Here is a 20,716-nt window from a genome sequence, read left to right as displayed (position 1 = left end):
CGTCTGGCCCACACCCGGGGCCGAAAGGGCTGCGGGTCAGCCATTTGGCTGCTGACAAGTGTGGGGAGAGACCGGCTTTGAGCCGATTCTCGATTTTTTTCATCAAGTTCCGTCATCATCTGGCCGACATAGGATAAGAATACGGGTCGTGTTGGGATTCTGACCCTTCTATACTATGGCGAGACTCGGGCAACGGACGTAAGGGCTTTATATGGCGAGCATATTGGATTCAGTGGATCAACGTACCCAGCTGGTAGGGGAGAACCGTCTGGAGTTGTTGATGTTCCGTTTGGGATCCCGACAACTGTTTGCTATCAACGTCTTCAAGGTGAGGGAAGTGGTCAAGCTGCCCCATCTCAACAAAATGCCGGGGGCGCACCACAACATCAGCGGGGTGGCCAACATCCGTGGCACCTCTATCCCCGTGATCAACCTGCGCAGCGCCATTGGCATGCGCGCCATGCCCATCGATAGCGAGTCCAACCTCATTATCACCGAATACAACCGCACCATTCAGGGCTTTCTGGTGGGGCAGGTAGCCCACATCGTCAACATGACTTGGAAGGATATTTTGCCCCCCCCGCGCTCCGCCGGGCGGGCGAACTATCTGACGGCCATTACCCGGGTTCCCGAAGATGGCGTCGACCAGATCGTCGAGATCATCGACGTGGAGAAGGTGCTGGCCGAGATCATCACCTACGACATCCGAATCTCGGAAGAGGTGCTGGACCTGGCCATATTGCCGCAGATGAATGGTCGCAAGGTGCTCATCGTCGATGACTCCAGCACGGCCCGCAATCTGGTGCGTGAAACCTTGGCCCAGCTGGGCCTTGAGGTAATCGAATGCCAGGATGGCCTGGAGGCGCTCAATCTGCTCAAGGGCTGGTGCGATGCGGGCAAGAAGGTGACTGACGAAATCTTGCTGATGATCACGGATGCCGAGATGCCGGAGATGGATGGCTATCGCCTGACCCACGAGATCCGCAGCGATGCCCGCATGTCGGATCTCTTCATCACGCTCAATACCTCCCTGAGCGGCAATTTCAACGAGGCCATGGTCAAGAAGGTGGGGTGTGACCGCTTCATCTCCAAATTCCAGCCGGACCTGCTGGTCGGGGTGGCACAGGAGCGGCTGCGCCAGATACTGGAACGCTGATGGTCATGGAAACAAAGATCCCGCTTCGGCGGGATCTTTGTTTTGGGCCGACAGGGCCCGATAGTGCGTATAGGGTGATACTGGGGGCATTATTGGGTCAAGAGGGGCTCGATAAAGCTGGCCACCCGGTCGCGGATCAGCGGCTGCGCCGCCGCCGTGGGGTGGATGCCATCGTTCATCATGAGTTCAGGGCGCAACACAATATCATCCATGAAGAAGGGCATCAGTGGCAGCGCATTGGCGGCGGCCAGCTCCGGAAAGATCTGCTCGAACTGGCGCAGGTAGCGGGCCCCGTAATTGCGGGGCAGCTGGATTTGGGTCAGCACTGTCTTGATTTGCAGCTCCTTGGTCAAGGCCACCATCCTGGCCAGATTGTCACGGGTGATGGCGGGGGCGAACCCTCGCAAACCGTCGTTGCCACCCAGCTCAATCAGTACCCAGTCCGGTTGATGCTCCTTGAGCAGAGCGGGCAGGCGGGCCAGGGCCCCTTGCGTTGTTTCACCACTGATGCTGGCATTGATAAGCTGATGCTCGCCCCCTTGCTGCTGCCATTTCTGGTTGAGCAGGGCAGGCCAGCTCTGCTCCGCCGGCATCTGATAACCTGCACTCAGGCTGTCACCCAATACCATCAGGGTTTGTGCCTGTACCGATGAAACTAGGCAACATAAGGCGAACAGGAAACGCGTCATGAATTCAACTCCCATTATTGTCGTCAAGGGCCTGGGCAAAACCGTTAGCCTGGGCCAGGAAAGCCTCACCATCCTTGAAGGGATCGACCTGCAAGTCAATACCGGCGAGACACTGGCGCTGGTCGGCGCCTCAGGCTCGGGCAAGTCTACCCTGCTGGGGCTGCTGGCTGGACTGGATCTGCCGAGCGAAGGGGATATCGAGATCCTCGGGCAGTCGCTGGTGCAGCTGGACGAGGAGGGCCGTGCCCGCCTGCGTGCTGAGCAGGTCGGCTTTATCTTCCAGTCCTTCCTGCTGTTGCCTACCCTGAGTGCGCTTGAGAATGTGATGTTGCCAGCCGAATTGCGTGGCGAGACCCGCTGTGAGCCCAGAGCCCGCGAGCTGCTGGCGGCGGTGGGGCTCAGCGAGCGTCTCCACCATCTGCCACCGCGCCTTTCCGGTGGCGAGCAGCAGCGGGTTGCCATAGCGCGCGCCTTCATGACCCGTCCCAGCCTGCTGCTGGCTGATGAACCGACCGGCAATCTCGACAGCAAGACCGGCGAGACAGTGATCGAACTCTTGTTCCAGCTCAATCGTGAATATGGCACCACCCTGGTGGTGGTCACCCATGATCACGACTTGGCCCAGCGTTGCCAGCGGCAACTGGTGATGGCGGCAGGACGACTGGAGGTCGAACAACATGAGGTGCAGCGTGCATAAGAGAATGCCTGGATATGACTGCAAGGTTGGCCGATTGAACGGGAGTGGTGACGCATGATGCAGTGGCGATTGGGATTGCGCCTGTTGCGGCGAGAAGGCTTCAACGGCGAGTTGCGCTGGTTTGTGCTGGCGCTGGCGCTGAGTGTGGCCTGCGTGCTGAGCGTGGCCCTGGTAGCGGACAGACTGGATGCCGGACTCAAGGCATCGGGGCGCGACTTTATCGGTGCCGACCGGGCGCTGCGCTCGGCCACACCTGCGCCAGCTGACTGGCTCAAGCAGGCAGAAAAAGCGGGCCTCTCCGTGCAGACGACGGTCAGCTTCAACAGCATGCTGTTTCATGGCGATGCGCTGCAGCTGGCCTCCATCCGTGCCGTGCCGAGCGAGTTCCCCTTCTATGGCAAGCTGGAGCTGACTCCCCAGCGAGCACCGGCCCCGGGCGAGATCTGGCTCTCGGCCCGGGTGATGCAATTGCTGGAGGCAAAAATTGGGGATGAGCTGGAGGTGGGCAATACCCACCTCAAGGTGGCAGGTGTGCTGGGCCAGGAGCCGGATCAGGGCTTCAGTCCCTTCCTGCTGGCGCCAAGGGCGCTGATCCACAGTGATGATATCGAGGCGACCGGCGCACTGCTGCCGGGCAGCCGCCAGCAGTGGCGTTACCTGTTCAAAGGCGCGCGCGAGGACGTAGCCAGCTATGAGCGCTGGCTCAAACCCAAACTGAAAGCGGGACAGAAACTTATCAAGCCGGACGATCAGGGCTCCCAGGTGGGTCGCTCACTGGCCAATGCCGAGCGCTTTTTCCGGCTCGCCTCCCTGGCAGGGGTGCTGCTGGGGGCGCTGGCCATGGGCATAGCGGTGCGCCACTTCGCCGAGCGGCAGACCAATATGGTGGCACTGCTCAAGACGCTGGGGGCGTCCCGTCGTACGCTCTGGCAACTGATGGGCTCGCTGCTGCTGTCACTGACCCTGGTCGGTGCCCTGCTCGGTCTGGTGGCGGGCAGTGCCATGCAGTGGCTGACCCTGCATCTGTTGGGCAATCTGCTGCCGGCCGATCTGCCTCCGCCGTCCTGGCGACCTTTTGCCCTCGGTCTGGCGGTCGCCTTCTTCATCACACTGCTGCTGGCCTTTGTGCCCTTCCTGCGTCTGCTGAAGGTACCGCCACTGCGGGTGCTGCGTCGTGAGCTGGAGGCTGGGATCCCGCCTTGGCTGGCGTTGCCGGTCGGTTTGCTGGGGCTGTTTGGTCTGGTGTGGGGCTTTACCGCGGATGCGACCCTGGCGTTGGGGCTGATCGGTGGCATGGGCCTGCTGATGGGGCTGCTGGCGCTGATCGCTTCCCTGCTGCTGCGGCTTGGTCGTCGGGTCAAGGGGCCCCATGCGCTGCGCCTTGCCATCAATCACCTCTCCCGCGAGCGTGGCAGCGGCCTGTTCCAGCTGGCTGGCTTTGCGCTGGCGCTCATGCTGTTTGGCCTGCTGTGGGCGGCACGGGTTGACCTGCTCGACGAGTTTTCCGCCCGCTTGCCGGTGGATGCCCCCAACCGCTTCCTGGTCAACGTGGCCGATCACGAACGGGAAGGGATCCTCGCCGAGTTGCGCCAGGCGGGTGCCTTGACCTCGGATTTCTATCCCATGGTACGGGGCCGGCTGGTCAGCATCGCCAGCGAGGCGGTGCGAGACAACGACGAGGATGGGCGGGAAGGGGTGAACCGCGAACTTAACTTCACCACCACGGCCAGCCTGCCGCCAGACAATCGTCTGACCGATGGACGCTGGCTGGATGGGCCCGGCCAGGTGTCGGTGGACCAGGACCTGGCCAAGCGACTCGACATAGCGCTCGGCGATACCCTGGGCTTCACCATAGAGGGGCGCAGCTTCAAGGCGCAGGTCACCAGTTTGCGGGCCATCAAGTGGGACAACATGCGGCCCAATTTCTACATGATCTTCTCCCCTGACATGCTGGCCTCCTTCTCCCAGACCTGGCTTGGCAGCTATCGGCTGCCGGAGCAGGGCAGAGCTGCAGAGGTGGAGATCATCCGTCGTCATCCCACTGTGAGTCTCATCGATGTAGACGATCTGATAGTGCGGCTGACGGCTGTGTCTGATCAGGTGAGCCGGGCGCTCGGTCTGATGCTGGGTCTGGTGACGGTGGCTGCCCTGCTGGTGTTGCTGACCCAGACCCAGGCCAGCATGGCCCACCGCCGTCGCGAGCTGTTGCTGATGCGCACCCTGGGGGCCAGTAGCGACCTGCTCAAGAAGATGCTGCGCTGGGAGCTGGTTGCCAGTGGCCTGCTGGCGGGGCTGTGCGCCGCCATGGTGGTCGAGCTCTGCTCCTTTGGCCTGCAATGGTGGTGGTTCGAGGGGCAGTGGCAGTTCCACTGGGCCATCTGGGGCGGTTTGCCCTTGCTGGGCGCCCTGCTGGTGACGTTGGCGGGGCAGGGAATGCAGCGTCAATTGCTGGCGGGCACCCTGAGCGATCGTCTGCGCGGGCTCGGTCAGGGGCTGCTCTAGTCCCTTGCTCTTTGCGCAAATGCAACAAGCCCGGCCACATGGCCGGGCTTGTTATTTTCGGCAATCGTCTTGCCGAAACAGGTTCAGCGTGGCCGGTGCAGCAGGTTGGTGAGGGCCTGGGGCAGCTCGGGAAAGGTGAAGTGAAAACCGGCCTCTTGCAGGCGGGCCGGCAGCACTTTCTGGCCGGTGAGCAGCAGGTCGGCCGCCTCTCCCATCAGCAGTCGCAGCGCCAGTGCGGGGACGAAGAAGAGATGCGGTCGGTGCAGAGTAGTTGCAAGGGTTTGGCTGAACTCGCGATTGCTGACGGGGTGGGGGGCCGTACCGTTGAAGATGCCGTCATACTCGTCGTGCTCCAGCAGGAACAGCATGGCGCGCACCAGATCCTGAATGTGGATCCAGCTCATGACCTGCTGGCCTGATCCCATGGGGCCGCCGAGGCCGAGCTGATAGGGGGGCAGCATCTTGGGCAGGGCGCCACCATCGGCGCCGAGCACCAGGCCGATACGCACTATACAGACCCGGGTGTGGGTGCTGCGAGCCTCTTGCGCCAGGGTTTCCCATTGCTGACAGAGTTGATGGGTAAATTCGTCGTGGGGAGTCTTGCACTCTTCATCCAGCGGCGTCTCCCCCTGCCGCCCATACCAGCCGATGGCGGAGGCATTGATCAACACCTTGGGCGGTGTGCTGGAGAGCTTGATGAGGTCGACCAGCTGTTCGGTCAGCAGCCAGCGGCTGTCACACAGCAGCTGTTTGCGTTGCTCGCTCCAGCGCCCGGCGGCGATGGGCTCCCCCGCCAGATTAATAACAGCATCCACGTCGTTGAGGTCGTCGAGCCGATCCAGATTGTCGAGCAGCTTGATGTCATGGCCGAGCAGGTCGTAGGCGCGGCTCCCCTGACGGGTCAACACCACTACCTCGTGCTGCACCTTGAGATGTGCCACCAGGCGGCGGCCGATAAAGCCGGTTCCTCCCGTGATCAATATTTTCATATCCATACTCCCTGACTCTGTTGGCTCTACTCTAGTGGGCCAGCACAACATGAACAAGCAACTGTTTTTGCAAAGATTATAATCGTCACACCCGCTCTGGTTGCCGAGGCATCACCTGGCTCGATACGAGCCAGGGCCAGATTAGGGGGATTGGGTTCGTTCCGGCTCGGATGCCTTGCTCTATGTGGCTGCGAGCCCTGTTTTGATGGCGTATGGTGTCAATCAGGCCAAATCTGATTGCAGCCAATCGTATCAGAAGGGCTTGCTAGGTGAGCGGAGACCAGTAGACTTGCCCGCTTTTTTGTCGTTGCCGTGAGGATGATTATGCCTTTTCGTCGTTTGAGGTTGCGCCAGTTCTATACGAGGCTGGGAGTGTCCCTGCTGGCAGGCTTTCTGTCTGTGTTGCTGGGGGTGTTGATCATCTCATGGCAGACGTTTTCGGGGGTGAAGCAGGATGCCGAGGAGCGTCTCTTGCATGCACGACACATGTTTGACCGTACCCTGGACAATGCCCAGCAGGCGGCGTCCATGGTGCGAAGCAGCATGGATCGGCCTTGCGACGAAGTGGTACAGGGGCTGCGGGATCAGGTGGCGACCGTGCCGGACATACGTACCGTCAACCTGGCCAAGGGGGAGCATATTTACTGCACCTCCCTCTACGGCTCCTACAGCGGTCTCTTCTCCCTGGCCGATTACGCAGAGGGTCAGCTCGACCTGCTGAGAGGCAACCCTGTGACGCCGGATCGTCCCCTTGTCGTCTATCGGCAAGCGGTGGGCGATAACAGCGTGCTGGTCGGGGTAGACGGCTACTATCTGCACAATATTCTCGACATGCTGAGCCGCAACTCGCCGCTGGCGCTGGTCATCGGCAGCCGGACCATGCAGGCCAACGGCCAGGTCAGCGAGGAGGTGCCATCCCGTACGGGCGGCTATCTGGAACAGGTGTCCTCGAAGTATCCATTCAGGGTGGTCACCGATCTGTCCCACAATGAGTACGGCAGCCATGTCTGGAGTTACTCCAGGGCCAGCCTCATCATCTATCCCTTGCTGGGCATATTGGTGGGGGTCGGCGTGTTCTGGCTGACCGGCCGCTCTACCTCTCCTTCACAAGAATTGCGACGGGCGCTGGCCCAGCGGGAATTCATACCCTATCTGCAACCCGTGGTGACGGGGGACGATGGACACTGGTGTGGCTGCGAGGTGCTGATGCGCTGGCAGCATCCCCGTCAGGGCATGATATCGCCGGATCGCTTCATTCCGCTGGCGGAAGACAGCGGCCTCATAGTCCCCATGACCCGTCTGCTGATGGCACAGGTGCGGGATCAGTTTGCCGGCAAGGCCCATACCCTGCCGAGGGGATTTCACTTTGGCTTCAACATATGTGCCAGCCACTGCAAGGATCTGAGCCTGGTGGAGGATTGTCGCGACTTCATCGATGGGTTCAAGGCCAACCCCATCAAGCTGGTGCTGGAGCTGACCGAGCGGGAGCTGATAGTGGCGGATGAGGTGACCGACCGCTTGTTCGCCGAGCTGCACCAGCTCGGGGTCTTCATCGCCATCGACGATTTTGGTACCGGCCACTCCAGCCTGACTTACTTGCAGCAGTTCCAGGTGGATTTTCTCAAGATTGACCAGAGCTTCGTCGGCATGATCGGCTCGGATGCGCTCTCCAGTCATATCGTCGAGAACGTCATCGATCTGGCGACCCGGCTCGGCCTGATGCTGGTTGCCGAAGGGGTGGAAAACGAGGTTCAGGCCGCCTACCTGAGGGCGCGTCAGGTGACCTTCCTGCAGGGCTATTTCTATGGCAGGCCCATGCCGATGAAGGAGTTCGCCAAGCAGCTGACAGCCTGACAGGCCCGGTTTCTCCTGCGTGAGGAATAAAAAAACCAGCGACCTGGACAGATCGCTGGTTTTTCTTTATTCAGGCGGCAGCGCTGTCAGAGCATGCGGGCCAGGGCGCGGGTCAAGCGTTTGACCCCTTCCTCTATGGTAGCTTCATCCACGCAGGAGAAGCTCAGCCGCAAGGTGTTCTTGATCTCGGGGCGCACATAGAAGGGGGCGCCGGGTACGAAGGCGACCTTCTCCTTGATGGCCTCGTCGAACAGTGCCATGGCGCTGACACTGGCAGGCAGGGTCAGCCAGAGGAACATGCCCCCTTCCGGTCTGGTGTAGCTCACGCCGGGCGGGCAGTGACGAGCCAGTGCGGCCTCCATGGCGGCGCGCTGGCGGCCATAGACCTCCTTGATCTTCTCCAGATGGGCATCCAGCGAGTTGTCGATCAGGAAGCGGTGCAGCACTTGCTGGCTGAAGGCGTTGCTGTGCAGGTCGGTGGCCTGCTTGGCGATGGTGACCTTCTGGCGCAGCCAGTCCGGCACCAGCATCCAGCCCAGACGGAAGGCGGGCACCACAGTCTTGGAGAAGGAGCCGAGCAGCACAGTATTGTTCGGAGCCAGCTTGGCGATGGGGGGCAGGTGCTCCCCTTCGAAGCGCAGCTCGCCATAGGGGTCGTCTTCCACCATCAGCAGCTCGTGGCTAACCAGTCGCTCGGCCAGTGCTTCACGGTTGGCGCGGCTGTAGGAGACACCGCTCGGGTTCTGGAAGTTAGGCACGCCGTAGAGCAGTTTTGCGTTGGAGCCGCTGGCCAGCAGCGCATCCAGCGCCACCAGGTCCAGACCCTCTTCCCCCAGCGTAATGGGCTGGAATGCCGGTTGATAGACGGAGAAAGCCTGAATGGCGCCAAGGTAGCCCGGCTCTTCAATGATGAGATCCTGCCCCTCGTCGATCAGCACCTTGCCCAGCAGATCCAGCGCCTGCTGGGAGCCGCTGGTGATAAGGATATTGTCCGGGTTGACGCTCATGCCATGGCGCGCCAGATAGCGGTCTGCAATGTACTGGCGCAGCGGGGCGAAGCCCTCGGTGGCGGCATATTGCAGGGCGGCGGCGCCTTGCTCGCGCAGCACGTCCTGGCAGGCCTGATCGATGGCCTTGACCGGAAACAGGTGCGGATTGGGCAGGCCACCGGCAAAGGAGATGATCTCGGGATTGGCCGCGACCTTGAGGATCTCGCGGATAAATGAAGGCTCTACCTTCTCGAAGCGCTGGGCAAAAAACGGTTGCATAGGGTTCTCTCTGGCATGGTGAGCGGTCGCTCCATTCGACCGCCAAGTTATCCGTTTGTATCAGATTTAAAAAATGAGGCAATGGCTGCAACAAAAATCGATAAAAAAGGGCAGGTTTGGCACCTGCCCGAATATTATCGGCCGGGGGCAGCCGTTGAGCGCAAAAAGCCCTGAATTGGTCCCTGGCCAGCGCGCGTCATTGACGGCTTGTCGGTGTTACAGACCAGGTTCCTTGAGGAAGCGGATCATCAGATCCGTGTTGGCGCTGAGCTGCTGCTCCACCCGGCTCGGGAACAGCTCGGCCATCTTGTCGAGACGGTCGTACTGGGTATGCCAGATCTTGCCCCACTGGGTCTCGCTGTCCCTGTCGCAGGCGCTCTTGGTAGCATCGTCGTAGCAGTCCCACAGCGCCGGATTGGTGGTCTGGGAGTAGCCGTCATAGCCATCTGCCCCGTTGATGGTGAAGTTGGTGGCCTCCACGTAGGCGATGGGCACCCCCAGACAGGCGAAGGGGGCATGATCCGACCAGCTGCCTGTCTCCCCTTCCGGATAGCCGGCGTAGCTGGGGTGGATGGCGAACGGGGTATCAGTCTGTTTGGAGATGGCCAGCAGACGGTCACGGACCTTGGGATCGAAGCTGTAGCGGCTTGGCTCGGCACAGTTGTATTCGGCCACATCCGAGTGAGCTGAGTGAACATAGACGATGTCGCCGCCGGCTATGGTGTCGTAGTTCACCATGGCCACCAATTGGGCGATGGCGGCGCTGTCGAGGCTGGCGACATAGGCTTTGGAGCCGTTGAGGCCGTTCTCTTCCGCGCCGAAGAAGGCGAAGCGTACCGTGTAGGGCAGGGTCTGCCCCTTGAGCGCCTCGGCGACCGCCAGCAGCGCCGCGACACCGGCGCCGTTGTCGGTGGCGCCTTCAGAGCCATGATTGTCACCCGTGCTGTCGTAGTGGGCGCCGATCAGGATTACCTTGTCGCTCTGGCCCTTCAGCTCGGCGACAAGATTCTGGGAGGCCTTGCCGGCCCCACTCTTGGCGTAGGTGAACGGCTGCTTCTGCACATCGTAACCCCAGCCTGTCAGATGATCCTGGATCCAGGCTGCGGCGCGGGTCTCGGCCTCCGTGCCTGTGGGTCTGGCCCCTATCCCCTCGGCGCTCGAGCTCAGTTGCACCAGATACTCATAGGCTTGCTCGGCGGCGCTGGGCGCCTGTGAATCATTGCTGGAGGTGTTGCACCCGGCCAGCAGGGCTGCGATGGCAAACGCCAATGCTGTGTGTTTCATACTGCAATCCTTTGTTGTGTATGGTTTTATTTTCGCAGGCAAGCATGCGCCCGACCCCACGCAGATTCTGTGAAGGGGGTGGCATTTGTCAATCGTGGTGGCGGAATTGGTCAGCGATGGGGGATTTGTTTCGCGAAACACTTGCGCCTTGGGCCTATCTTGGGATAATTCGCTACCCTGTTTCGCGGATTGATGAAATAACGCGCCATTCATCCATGTGATCCGTGACCCCGGGCAATGAAATAACGAGTAATCCATTCATGTCGTCTGTGACCCAGATCGATGCAATAACGAGCAATTTGATTATGTCTGTGACCCAAGATGTATTTAACGAAGACGGCAAGTTCATGCGCAAAATCCGCAGCTTTGTCCGTCGCGAAGGCCGCCTGACCAAAGGGCAGGAGAAGGCCCTGGAAGAACTCTGGCCGGTCATGGGTATCGATTTCGCGCCAGCACCGCTCGATCTGGTCGCCCTGTTTGGCCGCGAGGCCCCTGTGGTGCTGGAAATCGGCTTTGGCATGGGCGCCTCCCTGGTGGAGATGGCCAAGAATGCCCCCGAGAAAAACTTCATCGGCATAGAGGTACACTCGCCGGGTGTGGGTGCCTGCCTCGGCACCGCCCAGGAAGCGGGCGTCACCAATCTCAAGGTCATCTGCCACGATGCGGTAGAAGTGCTGGAGCACATGATCCCGAACGGTTCGCTGGCCTGCCTGCAACTCTTCTTCCCGGATCCCTGGCACAAGAGCCGTCACCACAAACGCCGTATCGTGCAGCCGGCATTTGCCCAGGATATCCGCCAGAAGCTGGCCATAGGTGGCGTGTTCCACATGGCCACTGACTGGGAAAACTATGCCGAACACATGCTGGAAGTGATGAGCGTCGCCGAGGGTTACGAGAATACCTCCACCACCGGCAACTGGGTGCCTCGTCCCGACTGGCGTCCGCTGACCAAATTCGAACAACGGGGCCATCGTCTGGGCCACGGGGTTTGGGATCTGATTTTTAAACGCGTTAACTAATTTAACGAGTCAACTAACCTAAGGAGCTATCATGGCCAATCGTAGCCGCCGTCTGCGTAAGAAACTGCGAGTCGACGAATTCCAGGAAATGGGATTCGACATCAGTTTCAATTTCCCGGTCGGCACTGCCGAAGAGACCATCGATGCGGTAGTCGATGCGATGATCGATGAGGTTGTTGAACCCCGTAGACTGGCGTTCGCCGGTTCAGGCCACCTGGCCTGGGAAGGGATGATCTGCACTCAGCAACTGGGCAAATGTACCGAAGAAGACCGCGCTGTTCTCAAATCCTGGCTGGAAGGCAAGGGAATGGAAGCCGTGGTGGTCACCGAGCTGTTTGACCTCTGGTACGGTGAACCGGCCTGATAACCGCTTGCCTGTAGTGGGCGACCTGTTACGGGTACCCTGTGTCGGGTACATAGACAAATCCCGCCATTGGCGGGATTTTTGTCAGTGGGGATGGGATCTCCACAGCCCCTAGTTATGGAATCGCTTATGGTGTTGTCATCCGAATTACTGGCCAGCATTCTGGCCGAGGTGCGCCCGCTGCTCGGGCAAGGCAAGGTGGCCGACTATATTCCGGCCCTGGCCCAGGTGCCGGCCGATCGGCTCGGCATGGCGGTCTGTACCGTGGAGGGGGAGCTGTTCACCGCAGGTGACGCCTTCGAGCCCTTCTCCATCCAGAGTATCTCCAAGGCCCTGAGCCTGACGCTGGCGCTCACTCTCTATCAGGAGGAGGAGATTTGGGCCCGGGTGGGCAAGGAGCCCTCCGGCCAGCCGTTCAACTCGCTGGTGCAGCTGGAGTTCGAGCAGGGCATACCTCGCAACCCCTTTATCAACGCCGGTGCCCTGGTGGTGAGCGATCTGCTTGAGACCCGGCTCACGGCCCCGCGCCAACGTACTCTGGAGCTGGTGCGGCGCCTCAGTGGCAACCCGGCCATCATGGCGGATCAGGTAGTGGCCCGCTCCGAATATCAGCACTCCGCCCGCAACGCCGCCATCGCCTATCTGATGAAGGCTTATGGCAACTTCGAAAACGAAGTGGACAAGGTGCTGCAAAGCTACTTCAATGCCTGCGCCATCCGCATGAGCTGTGTCGATCTGGCGCGGGCATTCATCTATCTGGCCAACCGCGGCGTGCCGCTGGGGGCCGGTGAGCCGCTGCTGCCGGCCCGCACCACCAAGCAGGTCAATGCCCTGCTCGCCACCTGTGGTCTCTACGACGAGGCCGGTGATTTTGCCTATCGGGTCGGTATGCCGGGCAAATCCGGTGTCGGAGGGGGTATCATGGCGCTGATCCCTGGTGAGCTCTGTGTGTGTGTCTGGTCGCCCGAGCTCAACAAGGCTGGCAACTCGCTGGCGGGCACGGCGGCACTGGAGCTGCTGGCCGAGCGTCTGGGCCGCTCCATTTTTTAACCTTGTTTACCATGAATCGAGAAAACATCATGAAAGCATATATAGGTCTGTTGCGGACCGGTCTGACGGCCCTGTTGCTCTGGTGCGCGCTGCCCGCCTTTGCAGCCGAACTGCCACCCCTCTCGCTGGCGGATGCCAAGGCCAAACAGGCCGTGATTCTGGATACCCGTGCCAGCCACTTCTATCAGGGCTGGCCCATGGAAGGGGAGAAGCAGGGTGGCCACGTTGCTGGCGCCGAAAATCTCTCGGCCGACTGGAAATACAGCGATGACGAATGGCCCAAGGCGCTGGAGAGCAAGGGCTTGAAAGCCGATCGTCCGGTGGCGCTCTATGGCGAGCCGCGGGAAGTGGCCGAGGTGGCCCGTCTGCTGCGCAAGCAGGGCATCAAGCAGCTGTTCGAGCTGCAAGCGTGGAAAGCCGCGCCACGCGAGTATCTGGCGCGCTGGCAGCAGCTGGTCTATCCGCGCTGGCTGGCGGACCTGCAGGAAGGCAAACCCGTGGTTGCCGCCCCCAAAGGGGAGTGGAAGCTGTTCGAAGTGGATTGGGGTTCACCCAAGGCCTATCTCATCAGTCACATACCCGGGGCTGGCTATATCGATACCAACCGCCTGGAAGAGGAGCCGTTGTGGAACAAGGTCTCTGACGAGGCGCTCAAGGCGCTGCTGCTGGAAAATGGCATCCGTCACGACACTACCGTCATCCTCTATGGTCGCAACACAATGGCGGCAGCCCGCGCGGCGCACCTGATGATGTATGCCGGCGTGGCCGATGTGCGCCTGCTGGATGGCGGCCTCGATGCCTGGTTCGTGCAGCACCTGCGCACCGAAACCGGCCTGCCCAACAAGTTCGAGCCGGTAAAAGAGTTTGGCGTGGCCATTCCGGCCCACCCCGAGTACTACACCACACTCGATCAGGCCAAAGCGTTGCTCAAGCAGCCCGACAGTGCACTGGTCAGCGTGCGCACCTGGGACGAGTTTGTCGGCAATACCTCAGGTTACAGCTACATCAAGCCGAAAGGCGACATTCCGGGAGCCAAGTGGGGGCGTGGTGGCGTGGATGCTAACAGCATGAGTGACTTCCACAACCCGGACGGCACCATGAAACCGGCCCGCGAGATCCTCACCATGTGGGATGAGTGGAATATCGAGCCGACCCAGCAGGCCGCCTTCTACTGCGGTACCGGCTGGCGCGCCTCCGAAGCCTTCTTCTACGCCTGGTTGATGGACTGGAAGCGGATCAGCGTCTATGACGGTGGCTGGTACGAGTGGAGTGCAGACCCTGCTAACCCCACAGTGACCGGTGAGCGTCAGCCCGCCAAGTCATGAACAGGCAGTAACAAGAGGCCGGACAGATGTCCGGCCTTTTTCATATGCGCTGTTGGCATCACGTTCAACGCCGACGCCAAGTCACTGATTTTTGATGTAGATCCCGTTCTGTCAATCCACTCTGTGGGGGCGGTGAGGTTGCGCTAGGCTTCAGTCACCACCCTCGTGGTGAGGGTGAAGAGGGAGACGAGACAGGCGATGAAACAACTGATGATGATCCTGGTGTGTGCACTGGGACTCGTGGCGTGCAGCTCTCAATACATCATGAGTACCAAGGATGGGAAGATGATCACCACCGACAGCAAGCCCAAGCTGGATGAGAGCACCGGCATGTACCGTTACTACGATCACGAAGGGCGGGAGGTGATGATCAAGCAGGACGACGTCACCCAGATCCTGGAACGCTAGTCGGCATACTCGATAACAAGGGCTGCCTGCGGGCAGCCCTTGTTGTTTCTTGTGTCAGTTGATCTGGGCCACCTGGCGGTTGACCTGACCGACAAACAGCTGATGGAAGCGGGAGTGGGAGTTGGCCAGCAGGCTGACCGGCGAGCCCTGTTCCACCACGGTTCCCGCTTCCATCACCACCACCTTGTCCACCGACAGCAGCGGCTCCAGATGGTGGGCGATCACCAGATAACTGGCCTCCGGCCGATAGCGATAGAGCAGCTCCGCCATCTTGCGCATGCCGCCGTGATCGAGATCCGAGGTGGCCTCGTCCAGCACTATGAGCGGGCGACGTGACAGCAGGATGCGGGCGATCACCAGCAGTTGGGTCTCGCCAGCCGAGAGTTGCAGCTTGTCGAGGTCCTCGTCCAGCCGGCCAGCGCAGCGCTCGGCTAGACCGACCCGTGCCAGTGCCAACTCCAGCGCCTCGTCATCCTGCTCGGTGAGCGGCGCCAGGTTGGCGCGTAAAGATCCGAAGAAGGTGAGGGGCGTCTGGGAGACGGTGTCGTAGAGATCCCGTACCGCCTCCGGTGCAAGCCGGGACAGCGGTTGATCGCCGTAGTAAATCTCTCCCTGTGAGGCCGGATACATGGCTTGCAGCACACCGAGCAGTGAGCTCTTGCCCGCACCGGTACGACCGCAGACCCCCACCTTCTCGCCGGGGGCCAACTCGAAGTTCACCTTGTGCAGGGCCCACTGGCTCGCCTCCGGATAGCGCAATCCCAGGTTGTCGAAGCGCACCCCTGGATGGGACGTGGCAAGGGCTTCCCCATGCTGGCGCTCGCTCTCGATTTCGCTGTATTCGCGCACCCGCTCCACCGCATTCATCACCTGCTCCACTTCGGCGAAGGTGCGAATGAGGGAGTTGAGCATGGCCGAGGCGGTAAAGGCGTAGGTGATGGCGACGGCCCCCAGCAGCGAGCTGTTGCCAAAGGCCACCATCAGCGCCACGGCGCCTACCAGCACGGCGGAGAGCAGAGTCTGGTGCATGCCGAGCCAGCGGTTGATGGAAGTGGTGGTGTACCAGCTGCGCAGGTTGTTGTCATAGTGCAGCAGCACCTGATCCAGCGCGAAGCGCTCGGCTCCGGCCAGACGCAGGGCGGGGGCTCCGCGAATGGTCTCGCTGATGCTGATGTAGAGCGGCGAGCGCAGCACGGATGCCTGACGCCGCAGCTTGAGCTGCACCGCCCGGTAGCGCCGTTGCAGCACATAGAGCGCCCAGCCCACCAGGGGGGCGATGAGCAGCAGCAGCGGCATGTTGACGCCTATCACCACCACCTGCAGCAGCACTGAGATGAGCATGCCGAACAGCCCCATCAGCATGGACAGCAGTATCTCCTGCGCCTCCCCCAGATCCCGGTCGAAGCGGTTGAGGATGCGCCCCTGCGGCACCTTGTCGAAGAAGGCCATGGGGGCGCGGCTGATGCGGCTCAGCATGCCGTCGAACAGGGTCCAGGCCAGCTTGAGCCCCAGCTTGTAGTTGATGACCCGCACCACCATGATACAGATCAGCGATCCTGCCCCCAGCAGCACATAGATGCCGAGCAGCTCGCTCACCTCGGTGAGGCCGGCCTTGCCGCCGAGCCAGAGATCCGAGGCGATGCGCAGCCCCTCCTGCCCCAGGGTGAGCAGCAGGGCGATCAGGATGGCGCCCGGGGCGGCGAGACGCTGCCACATGAAGCCGAACAGGCCCCAGTCCACCTTGCCTTCCACCACCTTCTCTTCGCTGAACTGTTCCGCCTCCTGCGGTGCCACCATTGGGGCGGGAAGCGGGTGCTGGATGAGATCCGCCAGCTGGCGGGCATCGAGCTCAACCAGTCGGCCCTGCTCTATGCGGATCACCCGATCGCAGTGGGCCAGCACGTCCGGATCGTGGCTCACCAGCAGTCGGGTCGGCCCCGGTTTGAAGGCGAGCCCCTGCTCCAACACCTGGGCCGAGACGATGGGGTCCAGTGCCGAGAGGGGGTTGTCCAGCAGCAGAATATCGGCCTGGGCATAGAGGGCGCGGGCCAGAGCTACTCGCTGCTGCTGACCGCCGGAGAGGCGGGTACCCAGCTCGCCCACCAGGGTCTGATCGCCGTGGCTGAGCAGGCCGAGGTCGGCGCCGAGGGCGCAAGCCCCCAGCACCCAGCGATAGCGTTCACCGTGCCAGGGCTGACCGAACAGTATGTTGTTGCGAATGGTGTCGTTCATCAACCAGGGCTTGTGGCCCAGGTGAGCGACCCGGCCGTGACGGCGGATCTCCCCCTCGAAGCTGTCATCGAAGCCGGCGATGAGGTGCAGCAGGCAGCTCTTGCCCGCGCCGGTGGGGCCCGTGATCCCCACCAGCTCCCCCGGCTGTATGATGAGGCTGGCCCCTTGCAGTACCGGTTTTTGCTGGTGCAGGGCAGTGACCGAATCGACCCGCAGGCTGCCGACGGGCAGGCTGGCATCGGTGAGATCCCTGTGCTGCTCCGGGCTGTTGAGGAACTCGCACAGCCGGTTGAAACCGGTGTTGAAATTGATCAGGGTGCGGATGAGATAGGGCAGCCGCATCATGGGGATCCGCAGCACGGCGAACAGGGCTATGGTGGTGAACACCTGGGGCAGGGTCAGGCTCTGGCCCGATACCAGATAGGTGGTGAAGGTGGCGAGCGTCACCAGCAGCGGCGTGCTCAGCATCAGGCTGTCGTTGATGGCATCGAGCTTGAGCACACGACCGAGCACCCCCAGCTCCTGCTGGCGTTTGGCGTTGGCCGCCCGGGTGAAGAAGGCGCCTAGCCCGTTCTGGCGCACCAGCCGCAGCTTCTTGATGTATTCCGCCAGTATGCCGTTGCGCTCGTCCTGCTGGCGCTTGAGCTGTTGCTCCTGCTGGTTCATCCGCCGCACTACCCGGGTGGAGATGAGCAGCAGCAGGGTGAGCACCGCAAAGCCGACCAGACCGGCGCTGCCCACCTGCCACACCAGCAGGGCTATGGTGCCCAGCAGTTGCAATGCCATGGTAAGCGGCATGGCGGGGTCGGCCAGGATCCAGGTAATGTCCCACACATCCCGGTTGATGAGGTTCTGCACCCGACCGCCGGCCCTGTCGTCGAAGCTCTTGCCCCCCAGCTTCATCACCTTGGCCAGCAGGGCTTCGGCCAGCAGGCGGCGAATGGGGACGTGCATCTTGAGCGCCAGCTGCAACGAGTGCTCCGCCAGCATGCCGGCGGCGAGCACAGAGGCAAACAGGGCGAAAGCCAGCAGCAATTTTTGCTCAGTGGGGGCGCCTGCACCGAGCTGGGTCATGCTGTGGTTGAGCAGCCAGGGGCTGGCCAGGGTCGCCAGCATGCCGAGCAGCTGCAACAGGGTGAGCAGGCCAATCCGCCCCTTGTAATGGCGCCAGATAAAGGCGGTGATGGGCCAGGGGCGTACCGGCTGGGTGGCGGTGAGCTGAAGGAAGGCATCGGCCCTGCCATCCCGTCTGTCTTCCGGCAGCAGGGGATAGAGATCGTCGAGGCCGACCTGGGGTTCGGTCAGCCCCTTGCGTTGCAGCGGGCCCGTCCAGTGATAGAAGAGGCGGCTCAGCCAGCCGGCCGAGATTTCCGGGTGATCCAATGGGTGTCCTTATTATTGTGCTGCTTCCAAAGGGTGGGGCGACTCATGGGTCGCCCTCGATATTATGTGTATCGCGACGGGCTCGTCGCCCGGCCAGGATCAGCGATCCCGGTTCAGTCGGATGAGGCGGTCCAGGATCAGCTCGCCATCGACTCGCAAGCCGTTGTGTTCATATTCATTGGTGATCCAGGCGCGGCTGTTGCCGAGGCCCTTGAGGGTCTCGCGACTGTAGTCAAATTCCACATACATGTCTTCGGCATAGACGGCGCAGGCCACGGGCACAGTGTTGCGGGCCAGCTGCGCCGGGTCGTAGAGGGGGCCCCAATCGGCCTTTTTGGCCAGCAGGTGGGCCGCTTCCTTGAGTGGTATCAGCTCACGGAACTGCTCGAACATCCAGGGGAAGATCATCTCGCCGGTGAAGGCGAAATCCTTGCCGGGTGCCCAGGCTAGGGCCGGATATTCGGCTCTGACCCGCTCGGCCGCCCAGTTGCTGGCGACCCCTTCGGCGTAGATGGACTCATGCAGTATGGCGAACACAGGGTTGGTGTTGAACGGCTGCATGGCTTGCAGCTGATAGAGGAAAGCTGGGTTGAGCCGCTCGCCGATGAAGGCATCTTCCAGCAGGTAGTAGAGCTCCTCGAAGGCGCCGCTGGCGCCGAGATCCAGCCCCTGCTGCTGCAACTGCTCCACCGTCAGGCGCTGGCCGTTGGGCAGGCGCACCTCGTGGCTGTGCAGGTGGTTTGCCAGCCGGTTGGCGATGGCCTGGGCATGGGGGAAACGGGCGAAGAAGGCGCGGTTCTTGTCCGCGACCCGCTGATAGGTGGCGCGATAGACCTCGTCTGCACTGCGACCTATGGGGGCCACGCCGCCTGTGAGGTAGACCTCGTGCAGACTGTCCGGGAACAGCGAGAGATAGGTAAGGCTGCAAAAGCCACCAAAGCTCTGGCCGAGCAGGCTCCAGGGGCGATCAGGACTCAGGATGGCGCGAACATATTCCGCATCCCGCACTATGCTGTCGGCGCGAAACAGGCTGAGGTAGTCGGCCTGCTCCTGGGCGCTGCGCTGGGCCAGCGCATCGGCACTGATGGGGGTTGAGTGGCCGGTGCCACGCTGATCGAGCAGCAATACCCGAAACTCCTGCAGGGCCCGCTTGAGCCAGCCACTATTGGCGGTCGGACGCGGGGCACCAAAGCCGGGCCCCCCTTGCAGGAACAGCAGCCAGGGCAGCTCCTCGTGCAGCTTGTCCTGGCGACAGAGGGTGCGACCAAACAGGATGAGCGTCTCCTCATCGTCCGGCTGCTGGTGATCAAGGGGCACGGTGAAGAAGTGTGGCTCGCAATGGATGCCGTCCAGCACGTAACGCAAGGGGCTGCTCATCTGACGTTCTCCCTGAACGAGGTGATTTTTTGGTGGGAGCCATATCATAACCATGGCCTTCGGCCCGGTCACGCCGGTTTTTGAAAGGGGTAGCAAGATGGGTAATTTCCCTCATGTTGCTCGCGATCCTGTGCCTGCAGTCAGCCCCCCGTTTTCTTGCTCATGAAATCTTCATCCTCTATGCCTATCGCTCCCCTTCTATCAAGGTGACATTCGGTGTGGCATCGACAAGAAGTAACCGCCACACCCTGTTGTTGTGACCTCCAGATGACCATCTTCATGGCTGGGGGTGGGCAACTGATTGAAATGGGTTTGGTTGTTTTTTGCTCTGCACAGTAACCTTTCAGAAACAAATTGATTTGATATCTAAATTAAATTCACACCTTTCACTGTTGTTTATCTATTTGTTTTTTAATGGTGTTTTTGTTTGTTTATGAATTTTGTTTTTTGTTTCACTCATTTTTGTGTGGTTGATCCTTTCTGCTCTAATCTTTATGGTTGTTGCTGGTTGAACAATCAATTAACAAAAACATGCCCATAGTCGGAGTCTCTGAAAAGCGTCGTCAGCAACTGATCCAGGCCACCATCTCTTCGGTGGACGAGTTCGGTTTGCAACACACCACCATCCATCGCATCAGCACCCTGGCCGGCATGTCTTCCGGCATCATCAGCCACTATTTTGGTGGCAAACAGGGGCTGATTGAAGCGGCCATGCGAGACCTGCAAGCCGCGCTTGGTCAGGCGCTGCGGGAGCGGCTCGTACCCGGTATGTCGCCACAAGCACGACTGATGGCGGTAGTGGAGGCCAATTTCACCCCTTTGCAGTGTTCCCGGGCCGTGGCGCGCACCTGGCTTGCTTTCTGGTCTCAGGCCAGCCATGAACCGGGCTTGGCCCGCCTGCAGCGGATCAATCAGCGGCGATTGCTGAGCAATCTGGCCTACTCCTTTGGTTTGTGCCTGACCCGGCAAGAGGCACTGGCTGCCGCACAACAGAGCGCCGCCATGATAGATGGTTTCTGGCTACGCAGTGCTTTGAGCCCTAGCCCTGAACCCGACTTCAGCCGCGCCGAGCGGCTTTGCAAACTCTTTATCCAGCAACGACTGACCCCAGCGGAGTGA

General features: G+C 61.1%; 16 protein-coding genes. 10 read left to right on the top strand and 6 right to left on the bottom strand.

Features of this window, described 5'->3' with window-relative positions; genetic code table 11:
* Positions 1-211: 211 nt before the first annotated feature.
* Positions 212-1,156 carry a chemotaxis protein CheV gene (locus OKC28_RS09455; RefSeq protein WP_021139650.1) on the top strand — a complete coding sequence of 315 codons (945 nt, stop codon included), beginning with the start codon at positions 212-214 and terminating at the stop codon, positions 1,154-1,156.
* Positions 1,157-1,245: 89 nt separating this feature from the next.
* On the opposite strand, the gene OKC28_RS09450 is transcribed toward OKC28_RS09455, so the two are convergent.
* The gene (locus OKC28_RS09450; protein ID WP_270688920.1) at positions 1,246-1,845 is read right to left on the bottom strand and encodes an arylesterase; all 600 of its coding nucleotides are present in this window, start codon (positions 1,843-1,845) and stop codon (positions 1,246-1,248) included.
* Between OKC28_RS09450 and OKC28_RS09445 the strand changes: the two genes are divergently transcribed.
* Complete coding sequence (locus OKC28_RS09445; protein WP_005318003.1) at positions 1,844-2,542, top strand: ABC transporter ATP-binding protein; 699 nt, start codon at positions 1,844-1,846, stop codon at positions 2,540-2,542. The two genes, OKC28_RS09450 and OKC28_RS09445, sit on opposite strands and share 2 nt — an antisense overlap.
* Before the next feature lie 54 nt (positions 2,543-2,596).
* Complete coding sequence (locus tag OKC28_RS09440; protein WP_265452893.1) at positions 2,597-5,044, top strand: ABC transporter permease; 2,448 nt, start codon at positions 2,597-2,599, stop codon at positions 5,042-5,044.
* An 83-nt stretch (positions 5,045-5,127) separates the two neighbouring features.
* Here the strand turns inward: OKC28_RS09440 and OKC28_RS09435 are convergent, their stop codons facing one another.
* Positions 5,128-6,033 (bottom strand): TIGR01777 family oxidoreductase, encoded by a 906-nt coding sequence (locus tag OKC28_RS09435; RefSeq protein ID WP_125602290.1) that lies wholly within the window; start codon positions 6,031-6,033, stop codon positions 5,128-5,130.
* Positions 6,034-6,357: 324 nt separating this feature from the next.
* Here OKC28_RS09435 and OKC28_RS09430 point away from each other — a divergent pair, with 324 nt between their 5' ends.
* Complete coding sequence (locus OKC28_RS09430; RefSeq protein ID WP_270688914.1) at positions 6,358-7,887, top strand: EAL domain-containing protein; 1,530 nt, start codon at positions 6,358-6,360, stop codon at positions 7,885-7,887.
* 86 nt (positions 7,888-7,973) lie between these two features.
* On the opposite strand, the gene OKC28_RS09425 is transcribed toward OKC28_RS09430, so the two are convergent.
* Both OKC28_RS09425 and OKC28_RS09420 read right to left on the bottom strand, forming a co-directional pair.
* Positions 7,974-9,155 carry an aminotransferase-like domain-containing protein gene (locus tag OKC28_RS09425; RefSeq protein WP_059113151.1) on the bottom strand — a complete coding sequence of 394 codons (1,182 nt, stop codon included), beginning with the start codon at positions 9,153-9,155 and terminating at the stop codon, positions 7,974-7,976.
* A 216-nt stretch (positions 9,156-9,371) separates the two neighbouring features.
* Positions 9,372-10,439, bottom strand: coding sequence for a M28 family metallopeptidase (locus OKC28_RS09420; RefSeq protein ID WP_270688913.1), 1,068 nt, complete (start codon positions 10,437-10,439; stop codon positions 9,372-9,374).
* A 305-nt stretch (positions 10,440-10,744) separates the two neighbouring features.
* Here OKC28_RS09420 and trmB point away from each other — a divergent pair, with 305 nt between their 5' ends.
* From trmB to OKC28_RS09395, 5 genes are all read left to right on the top strand, one after another.
* On the top strand, positions 10,745-11,458 hold the full coding sequence (gene trmB, locus OKC28_RS09415; protein WP_021139657.1) for a tRNA (guanosine(46)-N7)-methyltransferase TrmB: 714 nt from the start codon (positions 10,745-10,747) through the stop codon (positions 11,456-11,458).
* A gap of 31 nt (positions 11,459-11,489) precedes the next feature.
* A complete protein-coding gene (locus tag OKC28_RS09410) occupies positions 11,490-11,822 on the top strand; it encodes a YggL family protein (protein ID WP_005317987.1) in 333 nt (110 codons plus the stop codon).
* A gap of 129 nt (positions 11,823-11,951) precedes the next feature.
* Positions 11,952-12,872: a glutaminase B gene (gene glsB / locus OKC28_RS09405; RefSeq protein ID WP_005317985.1), complete on the top strand. Its 921-nt coding sequence runs from the start codon at positions 11,952-11,954 to the stop codon at positions 12,870-12,872.
* A 29-nt stretch (positions 12,873-12,901) separates the two neighbouring features.
* Positions 12,902-14,197, top strand: coding sequence for a sulfurtransferase (locus OKC28_RS09400; protein ID WP_270688910.1), 1,296 nt, complete (start codon positions 12,902-12,904; stop codon positions 14,195-14,197).
* A gap of 198 nt (positions 14,198-14,395) precedes the next feature.
* Entirely contained in the window at positions 14,396-14,605 is a 210-nt protein-coding gene (locus OKC28_RS09395) for a YgdI/YgdR family lipoprotein (protein WP_270688908.1), read from the top strand.
* A 54-nt stretch (positions 14,606-14,659) separates the two neighbouring features.
* Here the strand turns inward: OKC28_RS09395 and OKC28_RS09390 are convergent, their stop codons facing one another.
* Positions 14,660-18,220 carry an ATP-binding cassette domain-containing protein gene (locus OKC28_RS09390; protein WP_270688906.1) on the bottom strand — a complete coding sequence of 1,187 codons (3,561 nt, stop codon included), beginning with the start codon at positions 18,218-18,220 and terminating at the stop codon, positions 14,660-14,662.
* Positions 18,221-18,319: 99 nt separating this feature from the next.
* Entirely contained in the window at positions 18,320-19,597 is a 1,278-nt protein-coding gene (locus OKC28_RS09385) for an alpha/beta hydrolase (protein ID WP_270688903.1), read from the bottom strand.
* 531 nt (positions 19,598-20,128) lie between these two features.
* Between OKC28_RS09385 and betI the strand changes: the two genes are divergently transcribed.
* Positions 20,129-20,716: a transcriptional regulator BetI gene (gene betI / locus OKC28_RS09380; protein ID WP_099994215.1), complete on the top strand. Its 588-nt coding sequence runs from the start codon at positions 20,129-20,131 to the stop codon at positions 20,714-20,716.

The sequence above is a fragment of the Aeromonas sp. D3 genome (assembly GCF_027705025.1).
Classification (GTDB): domain Bacteria; phylum Pseudomonadota; class Gammaproteobacteria; order Enterobacterales; family Aeromonadaceae; genus Aeromonas; species Aeromonas salmonicida.
The sequence above is the reverse complement of the archived record's forward strand: the minus strand, read 5'-3'. Positions and strand labels throughout refer to the sequence as shown.